The organism is Pseudomonadota bacterium, from assembly GCA_030859565.1.
Classification (GTDB): Bacteria; Pseudomonadota; Gammaproteobacteria; order JACCXJ01; family JACCXJ01; genus USCg-Taylor.
Window position 1 is genome coordinate 1 of sequence record JALZJW010000038.1, and the last position, 16,416, is coordinate 16,416.

Below are 16,416 nucleotides of genomic sequence, written 5' to 3' on the forward strand. Positions count from 1 at the left end.
GGCTCCCGACGCCCCCAGCTATCCCCGGAGGCCAGTACTCTTTCACCCTAGGAGGCCAGGCTTTACTACCTTCTTTCAGACTCATCTTTGAATTAGAAAATACTGGCGCTGAGGCAGATCGATTGCCGGGACCGTTTAAAAACCCAGTATCATGCTTTACACATCGAAACGCCTGGCGGCGGCTGCGGCCCGCCGTCATTTAGCATGCACGCCTTGAAGAGCACCGATTGACTTCGCCCCCTTCGTTCGGAGATATATTGTGTAGCGTCGTACGTGACCGTACCATTGAGAGCTTATGCCAAGTAACCGCTCCGAAATTTGCTGGGGCCCGCGCGGTGTCCCGCTTCTCGGCAGCCTGTTCGAATTCGGTAGCGATCCCTTAAGTTTTTTTACGCGCTGCGCGCACGACTATGGAGATTGCGTTGCCTTTCGCCTCGGTCGCAGACCGGCCTTTCTGCTCAATCACCCGGATCTCATCGAGCAGGTGTTCCTCGCGGATCGTAGCAACTTCAAGAAGCACAGTTTCTTCTGGCGTCATACGAAACGGGTCGCAGAGCACGGCCTGCTGGTCCTCGAAGGTGAAGCGTGGCGATGCGAGAGGCGCTTACTACAACCCGCTTTCCACCACGAAAGGATCAAGGCTTACGGCGATCTGATGGTCGCGTGCGCGGAGCGGATCACGGCCACCTGGCAACCCGACACCGTGATCGCGATCGATCAAGAGATGCGCCAGCTTACCGGGCATGTTGTAACGCAAACTTTGTTCGGTACTGATGTGATGGCAGAGATCGCGCAGATACGCACGGCGTTCGACATCATCATTGCAGAGATAACCCGCCGCTTTCGTAACCTGTTTTATCTACCCGATTGGATCCCTACCCCGCGCAATCGGCGCTTCCATGGCGCTATCGCTCAGCTCGACAACTTTGTCTATGGCATCATTCGCAAACGCCGTGAGACCGCTTCGGGTAGCAATGACCTGTTGTCGATGCTACTGCAAGCGCGCTATGAGGACGGGGGCCGGCTGACCGATGCCCAGTTACGCGATGAGATGGTCACCTTCTTCCTCGCCGGTCACGAGACTACCGCGCTGGCCTGGTGCGACGGTGTTCATGAGCCCGTGGGTCATGCATCGCGATCCCAGGTACTTCGAAGATCCGCAAGCGTTCCATCCGGCGCGCTGGGATCATGATCAGATGAAGCGGCTACCCCGCTACGCCTATTTCCCGTTCGGCGGCGGGCCGCGCATCTGCATCGGTAATACTTTCGCCATGATGGAAGGCATTTTACTGTTAGCCACTATCGCACAGAATTTTCGTTTTGAGCTTTTGCCGGAGCATCCGGTTACCCCGGATGCCACCGTTACATTGCGGCCGCGCTATGGAATAATGATGCGCTTGAGCAGGCGGTAGAGGACCTGCGATGCGCTTCAATGGATCGTTCTCGCTCCGGGGGTGGGCGAGAATTGGGAGGATGCGACCGCGGGCTTTCCTTTTCAAGGGACGTCGGTCGACATGGGGAACTTGTGACCCAATCTGGTCGTTGGCACGTCGTACAGGCATCCGCGTTTCCGCACGAGCAAGAAGCGCTGGAGGTGCTGCGCGCTGGTCTGCCTGATCTACCGCCGTTTCGTGCGTGGTCGAACTTCGAGTTCATCGCGGAAGACGGCAGCATCAACGAAGTGGATGCGCTCGTCATATCCACGGACCGCATCTACCTCATCGAGATCAAGAGCTGGCGCGGAGTCGTTTCAGGGAGCCAGCATTCCTGGACGATTCGCAATCAGGGCGGGGAACGAATCGAAGAGAGCCCCCTGCTCCTCACGAACCGCAAGGCCAAGAAACTGAAGTCACTGCTGGCGCGTCAGCCGGCATTCAAGAAGCTCCAGGTCCCGTTTATACAGCCGGCCATTTTTCTCTCCTCGCCGGAGTGTTCGATAGATCTGGACGATGTTTCCAGCCAACATGTGTATCTGCGATCCGATGCAAAGCGGAATGGACGATTCAGCATCACCGATGTCATTTCCGGGGTGGCCACCAAGGCCGAAAACCGTCCTGGCATAGGACGTGATGCCGAGCGGGCGTTGTGCCGGGCCATGGAGCAGCTCGGACTACGTCGCCGATCCACCTCCGCTCAGGTCGGCGACTACCGTCTCACCCGGTTGATTGGGGAGAACGATCGCTTCCAGGACTGGGAGGCGTCGCACGTTCGCCTGGCTACGGACATCAAGCGTGTTCGGATCTCACCCATAGTCAGAAGGCTGCGGATACCGAGAAGCGGGAGCGCAAGGACATTGCCCTGCGCGAGTACCGTCTGCTGTCCACCGTGCAACACGAGAACATCCTCCGGCCCATCCAGCTAACCGAGACCGAAGTTGGCCCCGCGCTGGTGTACGAGCTGAAGCCAGGCGCTCAGCGGCTGGCGCATTTCATTGAATCGGACCTGCCGGCGCTGCCGCTCGATGCGCGTCTAGAGCTGATCCGGCAGGTGGCCGAGGCTCTGCAGTACGCGCACCAACGCAGCGTCCATCACCGCGCCATCAGTCCGTGGACCATCGATGTCGTCCGCGACGGCAGTGCTCTGTCTGTGCTGCTGCGCGACTGGCAGAGCGGTAGTTCTGGTGCGGAAACGCGCTCCGACACACGCATTACACTGCACGCCGGCTTCCAGGTCGGCTTGATCGCTGACGAGCGTGCTACGGTGTATGCGGCGCCCGAAGTCCTCTCGGGACAGGGCTATGACCCAGTCAGTATCGATGTCTTCTCGCTCGGCGCTCTTACGTACGCCATCTTTACTGGCAAGCATCCCGCGACAGATCCGGACGAACTGATCGCAAAGTCACGTAGCGGCCCGGGCCTCCGCATCTCCGAAGCGATGGACGGCGCACCCGACAGCCTCCAGGAGCTGGTCCAGTTCGCGACGGACATCAATCCACCCGATCGCCCGGTCAGTGTTCAGGAGTTTCTAAAGCTGCTTGAAGGAGTCGAGGACGAGCTGACAACTCCTGAAACTAAGCGTGGGAAGCATCCTCGCGATGCGAGCAAGGGCGATGAACTTACGGGCGGCTTCACGGTTCTGGAACGCCTCGGCAGCGGCTCGACTTGCGTTGCCCTGGCCGTGGAACGAGACGGCCAGGCCGGCGTGCTCAAGATTGCCAAAGAAGCTTCCCTGAACGATCGAGTGCGCGTCGAAGCAGCAGTACTGAAGGAGTTGCGGCATCCCAACATCGTGAAGTGCCTGGACGAATTCGAGATCGACGGCCTGGCTGCCATCTTCATGGAACGAGCCGGCGACAAGACACTCGATCAGCGCCTTCGCACTGAAGGCCGGCTGTCGCTGGACTTGCTGGAGCGGTTCGGGGACGAGCTGCTCAACGTGCTCGTCTACCTGGAACGTGAAGGCGTCAACCACCGCGACATCAAGCCGGTCAACATCGGCATCGGTAAAACTCGCAAGAGTGCGCTCACGTTGAAACTGTTCGACTTCTCTCTGGCTCGAACACCAGCCGACAACATCCGTGCGGGAACGCCGCCCTACCTGGACCCATTCTTGATCCTGCGCAGACCGACGCGCTGGGACTTGTATGCCGAGCGGTTCGCAGCAGCGATGACGCTCTACGAGCTCGCGACCGGAATTCTGCCCACCTGGGGCGACAACGGCATGGACTCGCTGGGGACGGAGGAGGAGGCCCGGCTCGACACGGAACTGTTTGATCCCTCCGTGCGAGAGGTGCTTACTCGGTTCTTCGCGACAGCTCTCCACCGCGATGCCCGCAAGCGCTTTGACAACGCCGACGAGATGCATCTGGCCTGGCGCGACCTCTTCCAGCAGATCGATCGCCCAACCACGGACGACACCGATAGGGACACCGCAACGCCGCTGGTCGACTTGTCCGCTATCGAGGACCTGGGGCGCTCCACGCGCCTGTCGGCGCTGGGTCTGACCGCCCGAGAGCTCAATGCTGCTGATCGGATTGGAGCCACTACGGTAGGGGAACTGCTGGACCTACCGGGCATCCGCATGTACCGCAACCGCGGTATCGGTCAGCGCGTGATTCGTCAACTCCGTGCCCTGCGCGAGCAACTGGCCGAGCGCCTGTCCGCGCAGCCCTCATTGGCGGACGAAGGCGACGAGCCTCCTGAGCAGATCAGCATTGATCGGCTGGTCAGCGCTCTTGCCGGCATCAAGCTGGAAGAGGCCGATTTGGCGCTGGTGCGCGCTTGGCTCGGCCTTGACGACCGCACTGCCGCTCACGCGCAGACGTGGGCTGTCACAAACCTTTGTTGTGAAAAACCTGCTTCATCCAGAAGCAGGCCGTCGAGCTATTTAGGAGCCCAACCAAGCTAAGGTGCGCATCCTCATCCGTGCCCGCCGGCAGCTTGATAACCGGCGCCGATCGGTCGTCGTCGTCCTTCACGCGCAGCAGACGCCGCTCGATGATCGCCGGCAGGTTGCGGTCGTCCAGCACCACCTTGTCGAATCGCGCTTCCCACCACTGCAGCCTTCGGTGTTCAGGAACTGCTGATCAGCCGAGTGGCTGGCCAGCCACAGGATCAGCTCGTCCAGGAACAGCACCACCGCCGAATAACCCAGGGCGTTGGCGTGACGGGACAGGGATTGATCCGCAGAGCGTCGGTCTGCTGCCGTCGGACTACAGCTTCTTGTGGCGGGGCACATCTCGGAAGGCGGAACTTCTGTTCCAGAACGTACGCGAGCTCCCGTTCGAAAGCTTCAAGTCGGGAAATGAAGGTTGGCGCGCCATCATCGACTTTCCGTTCGATGAGGACGGCCATACGCCGGCGGACGATCGTGCCAAGGTGCAGGAGGTCAGAGCTCGCCACGAATCCGTTCGTACCTTGGTGTGGCTGCCCTCGTTCCTCAACGAACGCGCGCTGGCCGATCTAGGCCGCCTAGTGATCTTGAACCATGTGCTGTCCGGCAGCCGGCTAGAAGAGTACGGCGCGCATCTGCAACCCGCGGAGCGCAGCGAAGCCCGCACGATCCTCAAAAATCAGCGCGATCAACTGGAGCGGCGAGTCAGCATGACCTTGCAGCAGGCGTACGGCATCGCCCAGGGCGCCAGCAACGCCATCGACACCACGCATGATCTCGACGAGCACTTTGAGTCCCTGCTCCCTGGCTTGCGCTTGCAGCCACCTCCGGGAGGGGGATTCCGCGAAAGCCTGGAGCACTTGCTGGATCAGGCGCTGAGCTTCCAGTTTCCGGCCCACCCGGCATTCGAGGGCGATGTGCGAAGGACCGGTCTGAAAAAGGTGTGGGCCGTAATCGAGCAGGCCGTTGATTCACCGGACGGACGGATCGGCATGGAGCGCAATGTCCGCGACGACGTGAGGCGCATCGCCCAACCGCTGAACCTGGGCATCTGCGGTGAGGCACACCTGGTGCTGAGCGAGCACTGGCGCACGCACTTCGAACGCAAGCTGGCTGAGCACAAGGTACAGAACCCGACCGTGGGCCAGTTGCGCAAGTGGTGTGAAGAGCCGCGCGCGATGGGCTTGCAGGACGACATCAGCGATCTCGTCATCATGACCTGGGCGGCACAGTCGGGCCGCAGTTTCTATCTGCATGGTGCGACGATTCGGCCGGCCATCGGGGGCTTGAATCGGGAGTGCGAACTACGGGCTCAGGCGTTGCCGTCTGAAGAGGAATGGACCAAGGCCGTTCAGCAGGCTGCCGAGATCTTCGGTGAAGCTATTCCCGCCGCGCGCAACGCGACAAATGTGGCGTCTCTGACCGAAAAGGTTAGTGTTGCTGCCAAGGATAGGTCCACTGGTCTGAGTGCCTACGTCGCGGCGCTCGACAGGCGAGTAAGAGCGTACTGCCTGGACAGGACGACAAACCGGGCGCGGACGGCCGCAGCCTGTGCGCAGACACTCGAATCCCTTATCCAATGCGAGCCCGCCGCGGTCGTTTCACGACTAGCAAAGGCGCCGCTTGATACCTCAGGCGCCGCAATGGGCGCTGCGATCGCGAAAGCGGATCGGCTTGCCCAGTGCCTCAAGTCGTCAGAGTGGGATGTCATCGAGATCATACGGAAACGAGCGCCCGGATCGCCGCAAGCTACGGCGATCGTTGACACGATGGCCGCGGCGTTGCGCGACGACGAGCACGTCACAGCACTTCAACAGCAACTGGCGGAGCAGCATCGTCGTGCGCTGGATCTTCTGGAAACGCCGCAGCCACCACCACCACCTGAGCCGCCCCCGGTTGCGCCGCCGGGAAAACCCGAAATCAGGCATATCCGGAAACAAGGAGCGACGGTTGCCGGTGTTCGAGAACTGATGAGAGAGGTGGAGGAAGTATTGTCCAAGGATCCTGATCTACGCGCGGACATCGAATGCCGCGTGTTCCGCACAAAGGATTCCGAGTAAGCACGATGAGTGTGTCGGCACCACAACTCTCGCAGCACGTCGCCAAGGCCCTGGCCCAGGCTAGTGGGCCCGAAGTGTTCGCGTACGCCTGGCAAACGCCGTGGCAGAACGGTGATGCATTGCAGGTTGGGGACCGCTCCATCCCCGTGCGTTTTTGCGGCTCGCCTTTGGAATTGCGCGAGGCGCTGATTGAGGTGTCGGAGCAGCCACAGGTCGTTCTCGTGGGATTTGAGGAGAGTGAGCTGGGACAAGACGTTCTGGCGAGGCTGTTTCGCCACAAGCTCTTGCACGTCGATCGCTGGCAGATGGTGGCGGATGCATTTGGCGCTCTCCAGATCGATCCTCGTCTGTATTCGATCCCGTGGATTCCCGACGCTCTTCTGGAGGCCTCTCCGCGGCGCCGCCCGCAACCAGTAGCGGTGCTGACTTACGACGATGCGCTCGACGCCTGCGTTGGGCGGCTCCTCGGCTTTAGCGATGGCGGGACTGACCTGGAAACCTTGCTGTCCTGCTTTGAAAAGGGCGCGCCCGCATGGAACGAGCTGTCCGAAGAGCGGCGGGACGTTTACCGTCGCTATCTCTTGGAAAAGCTAGGGTCGGTGGCCGGCGCCATCCTTGGAGCGGTCAGCGCTGGAAATGGGCACGCGGTGGTCGGCATCGGCCTGGCCTGCGAGGTGCTGTTCGGCCCCTCTCTACAGGCGCAAGCGGACTTGCGGGACGCCCGCGTTCGACTCGAGCCGCGTGTCGGCGGCCATCGGCTGTCCGAAGGAGATGGACGGCGGTGGGCGGAAGCCGCGAAGCGTCTGGTGCTGGCGCACGATGAGAGCCGCAGGCAAGCGGTCTTTCGCACCGCGATGGATTTGCTCAAGGCGATCGGAGCGGATGCATTTGTGGGCGTCAACAGCGTCCTGCCAGAGGCGTTGGATAGCCGGCTCGAAGTCTTGGCCGAAGCCCTGCGCGCATTCCTCAGGAACGAGTCTGCTTTGCAGGAGGTTGAGCGCGCAGCCGAGCACGTTATTGCTCATTCGCTGGTCCCGCGTGACCACCCTGGCCCGGCAACGGCACACATGGTCGTCCGCCTGTGTCGGCGCGAAGCGAGTCTGGCGGTCGGCGGCTCAGCGTCCTTCGGCGTCATCGAGTACCTGCAGCAGGGTGCGTGGGAAGACTGGGCGCGGCGCGGCCTGCGCGCGGTTCGACCTGATCCGCTCGCCCGAGCGGTCACCAAGCTGCTGGATCGTATCGCCGCCCGTCGCTCCGATTCCGATCGCCGATTCGGCGAGCAGATCGCGCAGCGCGCTGAAAGTGGCGCTCAACCGAGTGGCGTCCTGCCCGTCGAAGCCGCCCTGTCCGAATTGGTCGCCCCACTGGCTGCGAATCAGCCCATAGCCCTTATTGTTCTGGACGGGATGAGTTGGACGTCTACCTGCCCATCGCCTTGGAACTGGCGCGCAGCGGATGGACTGCGTGGAAGCGTGACAATGCACCCCCGTCTCTTCTGGCGACGGTGCCATCGGTCACCGAATGCAGCCGGGCTAGCCTTCTGGCGGGTCGCCTCATGCGCGGCAACTTGGCACACGAAAAACCGGCCTTCGCTGCGCATGAGGGCTTGAAGCGCGCCTCGCGACGCTCCAAGCCGCCCGTGCTGCTGCACAAAGGGGAGCTCCAGGACGGTAACCAACTGTCCCGCCGGGCGACGGAGTTGCTGGGCGATCCGGAACAACGCGTGGTCGGCATCGTCATCAATGCGATCGACGACGCGCTGGCCAAATCCGAACAGGTGCGCATCGACTGGTCGGTCGAAGCGATACCGTTGCTTGGGGCAATCCTCCCCCAGGCCAAGAGTGCGTCACGAACTATCGTCATCACCAGCGATCACGGGCATGTGCTGGAGCGCAATACCGAGCACCGAAATGTCGGCGAGGCAGAACGCTGGCGACCTGCCACCGGTGAGGTATCGCAAGGGGAAATCCGGATCGGCGGACCAAGGGTCAAGGCGCTGATCGGCTCCGATGTCATCGTTCCGTGGTCGGAATCCATCCGCTATTCCACGAAAAAGAACGGCTATCACGGCGGCGTTACCCTACAGGAGATGCTGGTGCCTTTCGGCATCTGGACAACGGAAGCATCGCCGGCGCAGGGGTTTGTTCCCGACATTCTAGTGCCGCCCGACTGGTGGACGGCTGAGCGCGGTCCACAGTTTGTTGCCGAGAAGCCTAAACCAACTGTCAAGAAAAACCAAACAGAGGATCTCTTCGCCGCGCCCAGAAAAACTACGTGGATCGAGGAGTTGCTTGCAAGCGAAATGTTGATGCGGCAGAGGGAGCGCGTCGGACGGATCGCGCTGGACGATCAGCGGTTGCGCCAGCTCCTGAACTGTCTCGACGAGCGTGGCGGTCGGGCGAACGTTGAACTGCTCGCCGCCGCGATCCAGCAGCCGCAACTACGCATGCGCGGAGTGCTTTCGATCATGCAGCGCATGCTGAACGTGGACGGCTATCCTGTCGTCACGATGGAGCCCGGATCGAATACGACGATCCTGGACCTGCGCCTGTTGAGGACGCAGTTCGAGATATGACATCCCTTTCGCGGGCGCGCGCTGATGAAATTCTCGACGCACTGCGGCGAGGCACGGTGCCGGAGTCTGCGTTGGATGCCTTCGCGGTGGGCCTGGATCCCTACCGTGCCACGTTGGAAGCTGAGCTTGATCAATGCGCTCAGGGCCGTGGTCGGTTCAAGGCTCTGCGGGGCGAATACGGGACTGGCAAGACGTTCTTTGCGCGCTGGTTTCAGGGACTATCGAAAAACAAGGGCTTCGCAGCCGCAGAAGTACAGATCTCCGAAACCGAAACGCCGCTACATCGGCTGGAGACTGTTTACCGTCGCCTGACCGAACATCTGAGCACCGCCGAGGAACCGAGGGGCGCGCTCCGTTCAATCATCGACGGCTGGTTTTATTCGCTTGAGGAAGAAGTGGTCTCTCGCGACGCTGCCGTTGGCGAGGGCGAGCTTCTGGCAAAGACCGCCACATTGATGCGAGAGCGCCTGCGATCAATCGAGCGCCATGCCCCAGCATTTGGCGCGTGCCTACGGGCTTATCGCGAATCAGTTGCCGCTGGCCAGGAGGACGTTGCGAGTGGCTTAATCGCTTGGATGTCCGGCCAGCCGAACGTCTCCGCTTCCGTTAAACGGTCGGCGGGCATCAAGGGGGACATAGACCACTTCGGTGCCTTGGGGTTTCTGCAGGGGCTGCTGGTAATTCTTCGCGACACGGGCTTCGCAGGTCTGGTGCTTGTACTCGATGAAGTCGAGACGCTGCAGAGGGTACGCGGAGACGTGCGCGAGAAGAGTCTCAACGCGCTGCGGCAGTTCATGGACGAGGTCGATGCCGGCAGATTTCCCGGCCTCTACTTGCTGATCACTGGCACGCCTTCATTTTTCGATGGCCCCCAAGGTGCCCAGCGGCTTCCGCCTCTAGCACAGCGGCTCCACGTTGACTTTGGCAAGGAGGCGCGATTCGACAATCCGCGTGCTGTACAAATACGGCTTCAGCCGTTCGATATGCCGAAGCTGATTGAGGTCGGTCGGAATGTGCGGGGAGTGTTCGCTTCGCGCGCCACGAATGAGGACCGAATACTCAAGAAGGTCGACGATGCATTGCTGGGCGATCTTGCCGCCACCGTGACCGGCCACTTGGGCGGCAAGGTCGGGGTTGCGCCGAGAATCTTCTTGAAAAAACTCGTGGCAGAGGTGCTGGACCGGGTTGATCAATTCCCAGACTTTGAGCCGCGGCGCGACTATGGAATCTCGATTTCAGCCGCTGAACTGAATAGTCAGGAGCGCCGGGCGATCTCGCCCGACGACATCGAGCTTGATCTGTGAATCCCGTTCAGCGCCTTCACCCGGCGATCCAATTTCACATCGTCAACTCCCTCGGCTGGCCGCAATTGCGACCGCTTCAGCAACAGAGTCTCTCCCCAATTCTTGATGGCCATCACGCGCTGCTAATTGCCCCGACAGCCGGAGGCAAGACTGAGGCGGCGGTTCTTCCTGTGTTGTCGCGAATGTTGACGGAGGACTGGCAGGGCCTTTCTGTGCTCTACGTCTGTCCGATCAAGGCACTGCTAAATAATCTGGAGGCTCGTCTTTCGCGTCTGGCCGGATTTGTTGGACGGCGGGCTCAGCTATGGCATGGCGACATATCGGTTGGCGAAAAGCGCAGGGCCGAGCGCGACCTTCCCGACGTGCTTCTTACAACGCCAGAGTCGCTCGAAGGCATACTGATCGGCAGTCGCCGCGACCACGAGCGCTTGCTTGGAAACGTCCGTTGCGTGGTCATCGACGAGTTGCACGCGTTTGCCGGTGACGACCGCGGCTGGCATGTCTTGGCCTTGCTTGAGCGAATCAGACGCCTCTCTGGGAAAGAGCAACAACGAATCGGTCTGTCGGCCACCGTCGGCGAGCCGCAAGCACTCCTAGAGTGGCTTGCGGGTCATTGCGAAGGCATGTCCTCCCTTATTCATATCGTGGCACCGTCAGCACAGCCTGAGTTGCAGGTGGACTACGTGGGTTCGCTCGACAATGCGGCCACGGTCATCAGCCAGATTCACAGGGGGGAGAAGCGTTTGGTGTTCTGCGACAGCCGCAGCAAGGTCGAAGAACTGTCGCTTGCGCTTCGAGCGCGCGGCGTGAGTGTGTTTGTATCGCATGCCGCACTATCCGCCGATACACGCCGGCAAGCGGAGCAGGCTTTCTCCGAGGGCCAGAACTGCGTCATCGTCGCGACGAGCACATTGGAGCTAGGGCTGGACGTAGGCGACCTTGACCGTGTTATCCAGATCAATGCGCCAGGCTCGGTTGCCGTCTTCCTGCAGCGACTTGGACGCACCGGGCGGCGGGCAGGATCGACGCGGAGTATGCTTTTCCTCGCGACCCATGACCAAGGGCTTCTCGAGTCGCTGGCTATCGTCGGCTTGTTCCGTGCTGGCTATGTCGAACCCGTAAAGGGTCCGCCAGCCCCTTACCACATTCTCGTGCAGCAGCTTTTCGGAATGCTCTTTGAGCGGGGCCTTGAGTTGGACGAGAGCGAACTCAACCACACGCTGGGTCGCGTGCCGGAGTTTCGAAGATGCCTCACTGATATGTGGCCTTCGTTGCTCGGCCACCTCTTTGAAAGCGGTCACCTGATTCGGGAGGGTCACCTCCTGCATCTCGGCCCAAAGGGCGAGTCGCGATTCAAGGGCAAACGGCTCGCCGAACTATGCGTTTCCTTCGATTCGCCCAGGGCATTTACTGTCCTTCTCGGCAACAAGCACCTCGGCGACGTTGATCCATCGAGTCTTGCGGCTGCTAAAGAAGGGCCACGAGTTCTTGCCCTGGGTGGACGATCCTGGCGTGTCGCATCAATCGACTGGCCGCGCGAGACTGTTTACGTTGAGGCGGTTGAGGAGAAAGGGCGCAGCCAATGGATTGGCGAAGCGCGTGGAGTATCTCGTGAGCTGGCTCGCGGCGTCCGCGATATCCTGCGGGGCGCCAATGAGGACATGGAGAACATCCTGACAAAGCGGTCACGGACACGACTGGAAGAAGTTCTTAGCGAGCAGAGCCACACGCTAACCGAGGGCCCTCTCAAATTGCAGGATGGGTCCTTCGAGTGGTGGACATACGGCGGCTACGCCGCAAACCTGATACTCGCGGCAAAGCTGGAAGCCCTCGGCGGACGCTGCAAGTCAGTCGATTCCTACTGCATCCGCGTTGCAGTTGATCCGACGCACGTAGCTGCAGCCGGTGGATGGGATGCGGTAGCGGCTTTGGCCCCTGTCCCGCCATCGTCCGGTATCGACCGAATGAAGTTTGCCGACCTGCTCCCGCACTCATTGCTGTCTCGCATCTGGGTTCAACGCGTGCTTTCAGCCGCAGACCACGTGTAAAGTGCCACACATGCTATTGTTTTTATTGGTGGCCAGGGGCGGAATCGAACCACCGACACAGGGATTTTCAGTCCTTGATAGAATCGTTTATATTCAATACGTTAGTTGATTTTCCGGTCCGCAATATCGTTAAATATCGCCTCGTAACGCCTTGTATCGCTTCGTACCGCATCGGTTTTGCGGACCAACATTCGGTGCGGTAAAACTGCACGCCGCCGAACATGGGTATCCCGAAACGTATATTTCCGGGACCCGGCGAGCTTGTCGCCAGATGGAATGCGAGCGTGCACGGACTACTGATACGCGCGAATAAGATGACGACCAATCGGAAGAGGTTGTGCCGACGTTCATGAAATTTGTGCCACGTTCATCGAATCGATAAAGCGATTGGCCTCTCGAATCGACGCCTCCATCTCCCGGATAAGTACCGCGATGTCCGCTTCGATCGAGGCCAGGTTGCCTTTGAGCGAGGCGATCGCACGGGCGTTGAGGTTGTGCTTGAGAAATAGCACCTGGTCGTGAAAGGCGGCCAGGACGGGGTCCATCTTGGCCTCGGCGCGCTTCATCGCGCGGAGGAGCTGACCGTATTGTGCGCGGGTCTGCTGCAGCTGCCGCTCGCTACTATGCCGTAAGGGCGCGCTCGTCTACTGATCGAGCTCCGACTCCCACTCATCGAACAGGGACTTGGCCACATCTTCGACGCCCTCGACGCGCTGGTGTACCTCGGTGGCCCGCGCCTCACTCTGCTCGTACTCGGATTCGAGTTGATCGTACTTCTCTTGCAACGCGCCCCCTTTAAACCCGGTCACCGCGAGAAACTTTTCCAAGGCGTCCTTGAACTGCTCTGCCGCCTGTTCCTGACTGTCCCGCGCCGCCTCGACCCGATCGACGAGGATGTCGCGCTTGGGAAAGCCCAAGCGTTCCATCACGTTGTAGTAGGGTGAAGAGCAAGCGGAAAGCAGCACAATCGTCACCGCGCACCCGCACGCCCGTACCGCTCGGCCTGGTTGGAATCGTTCGATCAACGCCGCTTCCTTCGCCCTAGCCGTTCGGCGTTGGCTCGCGCGCGCCCGTGTATGGGTTTGAGACCAGCGGCCGCGGAACGGACCAGGGCATGGCCGACCGCTGCGCCGATCGCCTGCGAGTTGGTGAATGCGCCTTGCACCAGGCGGGAATAGGCATTCATCCACCCGTGCGGTGTACCGAGCGCCGCGCCGGACCAGGTCGCCGTCTGCGCCTGCATCTGCCCGAGCGCCATCCGCGCAAGACGCTGGTTGAAAGCCATCGCCTCGGTGACCGTGCTCGATTCTGCCGCGGCCTCAAGCTTCTCTTGGCCCATCGACAAGAACTCCTTCCGGTCACGGGCACTCGGGCTGAGCCCGGCCCGGGCCATCCGTTGAGTGCGATGATGGATCGTCTGGGCCGCGGCCGTGGCCATTTCGCCGACGGTTCTCGTTAGATCGAAGAGCGCGAGACCGGTGCGCGCGTGGCGGTTCACTGCGGTTCGCTTTGGTGTTTTCATTGAGGGCTCCTTTCATTAAGCTGCGTTTGGCACCATGGCTCAAAGAGCCGGTCTCGAGTGCTGCACATGCGTGCACTACGGGCGTTCGGTGCTCGGGATCTGACCGACGGTTTTGAAAAGTTATCGAACGTAGCTTATGCGAGGCTGGTTGGCATAGTTCGGACCGAACTTCATGCACCACTGCCGAATGGATTCACAGGTAACGATGACTCCTCGCTTAGCCAGCAGATCTTCGATGTCTGTAAAGCTCAGCGTGAACCGATGGTAGAGCCACACGGCCTGGCTGATGATCTCGGGTGGGAAGCGATAACCACGATAGCTTGATTGACGGTTCATGCCAGGATTATGGACGATCGCCACTCGAGTTGACAAAACCGCCGCGGGGCATGGGGGTGAGATGGAGGGAGCACTCTTCCGGCCGGTGAGGAACAACGTGGGCGGGACGGTGGAGGGAGCAATGACCGCGGACGGGATCTACAGGATGGTGAAGTACTATGCGAAGCGTGTGGGGGTGAACATCGGGGGTGTTCCGTGATACTCGGGACGAGCTGGACCGTTAATATCAATTGTGCTCGCGTACATCGGTTTGGTGAAGCCTTGGCAGTTAGTCAAAGAGGATTCGCTTTCCGGTACCGGTTGCGCAAATCCCGCACGCGGTCATGATTCTCTACTACGCCCTGATACTGCCGCTGAACGATAGATCGAATATCCTCCGGTAAGCCTTTTACTAAGGCTTTCTCATAGGTTTTCTTCGCCACATCTTCGCCGCGCTCGCATTCCTCGAGCACAGCCAGCTCGTCTTTGCCCATGATTGCCGCTTTGATATCCACCCAGGCGCGATGGAGGGTCCCGGTGACACTGCTATGTTTGTCCGGATCTCCACCTAAGCGGCGTACTTGTTCTTGCAGTTCGTTGGCGCCTTCGGCACATCGCTGTGCCGCCGCCGTAAAGACCTTTTTGAGTTGCATGTCTTTCACATCTTCCGCACAGGTGTTAAAACCATATTCCCCATCCTTGGAGGTTTCAATCAAGTCATCGAGTGTGGAGATTATCTCGTCGTTGGTCATGATTACAGTCCTCTTGTTGGCTTCATAAAAGCGTTCGCCGCGATTAACGTCTGCTCTCTTCTCCCTAGCATGGCGCAATGTGCACTTAGCTAACACGCTGTCGTTAAACAACGAATGCCACCATCTCCTTCAGGAGCAACGCAACGCCATCCATCAACTTCAGATTACGCTTCAGCGTTCGTACGCGAGGGAGGCCGCCCCCTCACCGTAAACACCGAAACCGAAAAGGTGAGGTTTTAAACTGCCGGCGTGTGATCGCGTGGCTCGATTCTCTGTACAGGAATTCGCCGTGCGTCACGTACGCCTATGTCACCCCCTAATCCAGCCGCCATCGCGCCCAGGATAAGTGATAAAGCCCCCCAGAGCATTACGTGGGCTAACGCTTCAGCCGTCTTATCCACCGCGACGCGCGCTGTCCGTTGCGCTTGCTCGACTGCTTGGGTTGCCTCTGCCCGGCCCATCCTCGTACGGGCCACTACCGTATCGATTAATGCTTCCTTGGTATTGCCCTCACTAATGAGCTGATTGATCAAAACTCGGATATCTTCCGCGCTAATCGGAGCACTCGTCGCCGTTCCTGATTGTGCCACCTGCGGGGCCACTGCCGCCGCTCCGTAGCCGAGACCGCTCAATGTGCTTCCCAACAAAGAGCTGAACACGGTCATTAAGAACAGCGCTACAAAGAGGGTGGAAAGACCCCAGACGGCTAAACCGTGCAGCATCCCGTCTTCATCGCGCGTTAAGCCCCCGAGATAGCTGGCAAGCCATCCACCCGCAAACAGCGCGAGCATGCTTGACACGACCATCCAAATCCCGCCCGCTACGCTAAAGGTCGTAGCGCTGGGGGTTTCGCCTTGCAGCGGGTCGATCGCGCTAAAGCCGATTCCTGCGCCTATCATGTTCAGCACTAGTTGAACCGCTAGCGCAATAATGACGGCGGCGATAACAGCGGCCCACGAAATCCGCTTCGTCGCTATAACATCCGCTGCGGGGCTAGCGTAGAGTGCGCCTCTCGTGGTCGCAACTTCATTGGGTGTGGTTGATACCATATGCCTTTTCTCCAAAAGTTAATTTAGCCGCGAACGCTGAGTAGCATGGCGTATACCGCTTTTGTAACGCATTGTTTTACTAGCGAATGCTCAGCGAACTACGAGACAAGCCGTGAACTGAACCGGTAAAAGGTGCGGGCGTATTGTAAGAATTGCAGGCGGAATTTTGTGTTTACGCGGCCCATTCGCCTCGTAGCACGCTTAGGGCGATGGTGGCGCCAAGCCAAAGGGTGCATGCCGCTCAAATCCTCGATGTAGGCTTGGATCGTTTTCGCGCGATTTCTCGGATGGAGGTGGTGCTCGCGAACTCGGGAAGAGGTGAGCGGCCTCCTGCTTCGGCGAGGATCCGCATGACATCGAGGAGTGTGGCGGGGCGATATCCCGCCTGGTTCATCAGACATAGGCCGAGCTTGTCGGCCTCAATTTCGTCTGCACGCCCGTATTTCATATGGATCAGAT

The 16,416-nt window shown here is 60.1% G+C and carries 13 protein-coding genes and 3 pseudogenes; 10 read left to right on the plus strand and 6 right to left on the minus strand.

Features of this window, described 5'->3' with window-relative positions; genetic code table 11:
- Positions 1-295: 295 nt before the first annotated feature.
- The 9 genes and pseudogenes from M3436_07610 (at position 296) to M3436_07650 (ending at position 12,319) form a co-directional block, all read left to right on the plus strand.
- Positions 296-1,192: a cytochrome P450 gene (locus M3436_07610; GenBank protein MDQ3564000.1), complete on the plus strand. Its 897-nt coding sequence runs from the start codon at positions 296-298 to the stop codon at positions 1,190-1,192.
- Positions 1,128-1,412, plus strand: a complete 285-nt coding sequence (locus tag M3436_07615) for a cytochrome P450 (GenBank protein ID MDQ3564001.1) — start codon at positions 1,128-1,130, stop codon at positions 1,410-1,412. The genes M3436_07610 and M3436_07615 overlap by 65 nt, the downstream gene beginning before the upstream one ends.
- Before the next feature lie 113 nt (positions 1,413-1,525).
- Positions 1,526-2,362 (plus strand): NERD domain-containing protein, encoded by an 837-nt coding sequence (locus M3436_07620; protein ID MDQ3564002.1) that lies wholly within the window; start codon positions 1,526-1,528, stop codon positions 2,360-2,362.
- Positions 2,326-4,347, plus strand: a complete 2,022-nt coding sequence (locus M3436_07625; GenBank protein MDQ3564003.1) for a protein kinase — start codon at positions 2,326-2,328, stop codon at positions 4,345-4,347. The genes M3436_07620 and M3436_07625 overlap by 37 nt, the downstream gene beginning before the upstream one ends.
- 1 nt (position 4,348) lies before the next feature.
- Entirely contained in the window at positions 4,349-4,525 is a 177-nt protein-coding gene (locus M3436_07630) for a hypothetical protein (GenBank protein ID MDQ3564004.1), read from the plus strand.
- A gap of 136 nt (positions 4,526-4,661) precedes the next feature.
- Positions 4,662-6,392 carry a hypothetical protein gene (locus M3436_07635; GenBank protein MDQ3564005.1) on the plus strand — a complete coding sequence of 577 codons (1,731 nt, stop codon included), beginning with the start codon at positions 4,662-4,664 and terminating at the stop codon, positions 6,390-6,392.
- Between the two features lie 5 nt (positions 6,393-6,397).
- Positions 6,398-8,967 (plus strand): annotated as a pseudogene (gene pglZ, locus M3436_07640) (BREX-2 system phosphatase PglZ).
- Positions 8,964-10,271, plus strand: a complete 1,308-nt coding sequence (brxD, locus tag M3436_07645; GenBank protein MDQ3564006.1) for a BREX system ATP-binding protein BrxD — start codon at positions 8,964-8,966, stop codon at positions 10,269-10,271. Before pglZ ends, brxD begins: the two are co-directional and overlap by 4 nt.
- Positions 10,268-12,319: a DEAD/DEAH box helicase gene (locus M3436_07650; GenBank protein ID MDQ3564007.1), complete on the plus strand. Its 2,052-nt coding sequence runs from the start codon at positions 10,268-10,270 to the stop codon at positions 12,317-12,319. The genes brxD and M3436_07650 overlap by 4 nt, the downstream gene beginning before the upstream one ends.
- Before the next feature lie 347 nt (positions 12,320-12,666).
- Here M3436_07650 and M3436_07655 read toward each other — a convergent pair.
- The 3 genes and pseudogenes from M3436_07655 to M3436_07665 all read right to left on the minus strand — a co-directional run bounded on the left by M3436_07655 (position 12,667) and on the right by M3436_07665 (position 14,177).
- Positions 12,667-13,245 (minus strand): annotated as a pseudogene (locus M3436_07655) (DUF2959 domain-containing protein).
- 95 nt (positions 13,246-13,340) lie between these two features.
- Positions 13,341-13,841: a hypothetical protein gene (locus tag M3436_07660; GenBank protein ID MDQ3564008.1), complete on the minus strand. Its 501-nt coding sequence runs from the start codon at positions 13,839-13,841 to the stop codon at positions 13,341-13,343.
- Positions 13,842-14,000: 159 nt separating this feature from the next.
- A pseudogene (locus M3436_07665) lies at positions 14,001-14,177 on the minus strand (IS6 family transposase).
- On the opposite strand from M3436_07665, the gene M3436_07670 reads away from it, so the two are divergent.
- Positions 14,176-14,376, plus strand: coding sequence for a hypothetical protein (locus M3436_07670; GenBank protein ID MDQ3564009.1), 201 nt, complete (start codon positions 14,176-14,178; stop codon positions 14,374-14,376). The pseudogene M3436_07665 and the gene M3436_07670 overlap by 2 nt on opposite strands.
- A gap of 73 nt (positions 14,377-14,449) precedes the next feature.
- Here M3436_07670 and M3436_07675 read toward each other — a convergent pair whose 3' ends face one another.
- From M3436_07675 to M3436_07685, 3 genes are all read right to left on the minus strand, one after another.
- Positions 14,450-14,908, minus strand: coding sequence for a PA2169 family four-helix-bundle protein (locus tag M3436_07675; GenBank protein ID MDQ3564010.1), 459 nt, complete (start codon positions 14,906-14,908; stop codon positions 14,450-14,452).
- Between the two features lie 236 nt (positions 14,909-15,144).
- Positions 15,145-15,807: a hypothetical protein gene (locus M3436_07680; protein ID MDQ3564011.1), complete on the minus strand. Its 663-nt coding sequence runs from the start codon at positions 15,805-15,807 to the stop codon at positions 15,145-15,147.
- 391 nt (positions 15,808-16,198) lie between these two features.
- On the minus strand, positions 16,199-16,405 hold the full coding sequence (locus M3436_07685) for a hypothetical protein (GenBank protein MDQ3564012.1): 207 nt from the start codon (positions 16,403-16,405) through the stop codon (positions 16,199-16,201).
- Positions 16,406-16,416 lie beyond the last annotated feature (11 nt).

What these genes read in the sequence shown, in the direction of transcription:
- M3436_07610 (MDQ3564000.1), top strand. Translation starts at nt 296, where the DNA reads ATGCCAAGTAACCGCTCCGAAATTTGCTGGGGCCCGCGCGGTGTCCCG.
- M3436_07615 (MDQ3564001.1), top strand. Translation starts at nt 1,128, where the DNA reads ATGCATCGCGATCCCAGGTACTTCGAAGATCCGCAAGCGTTCCATCCG.
- brxD (MDQ3564006.1), top strand. Translation starts at nt 8,964, where the DNA reads ATGACATCCCTTTCGCGGGCGCGCGCTGATGAAATTCTCGACGCACTG.
- M3436_07660 (MDQ3564008.1), bottom strand. Translation starts at nt 13,841, where the DNA reads ATGAAAACACCAAAGCGAACCGCAGTGAACCGCCACGCGCGCACCGGT.
- M3436_07670 (MDQ3564009.1), top strand. Translation starts at nt 14,176, where the DNA reads ATGCCAGGATTATGGACGATCGCCACTCGAGTTGACAAAACCGCCGCG.
- M3436_07675 (MDQ3564010.1), bottom strand. Translation starts at nt 14,908, where the DNA reads ATGACCAACGACGAGATAATCTCCACACTCGATGACTTGATTGAAACC.
- M3436_07680 (MDQ3564011.1), bottom strand. Translation starts at nt 15,807, where the DNA reads ATGATAGGCGCAGGAATCGGCTTTAGCGCGATCGACCCGCTGCAAGGC.
- M3436_07685 (MDQ3564012.1), bottom strand. Translation starts at nt 16,405, where the DNA reads ATGAAATACGGGCGTGCAGACGAAATTGAGGCCGACAAGCTCGGCCTA.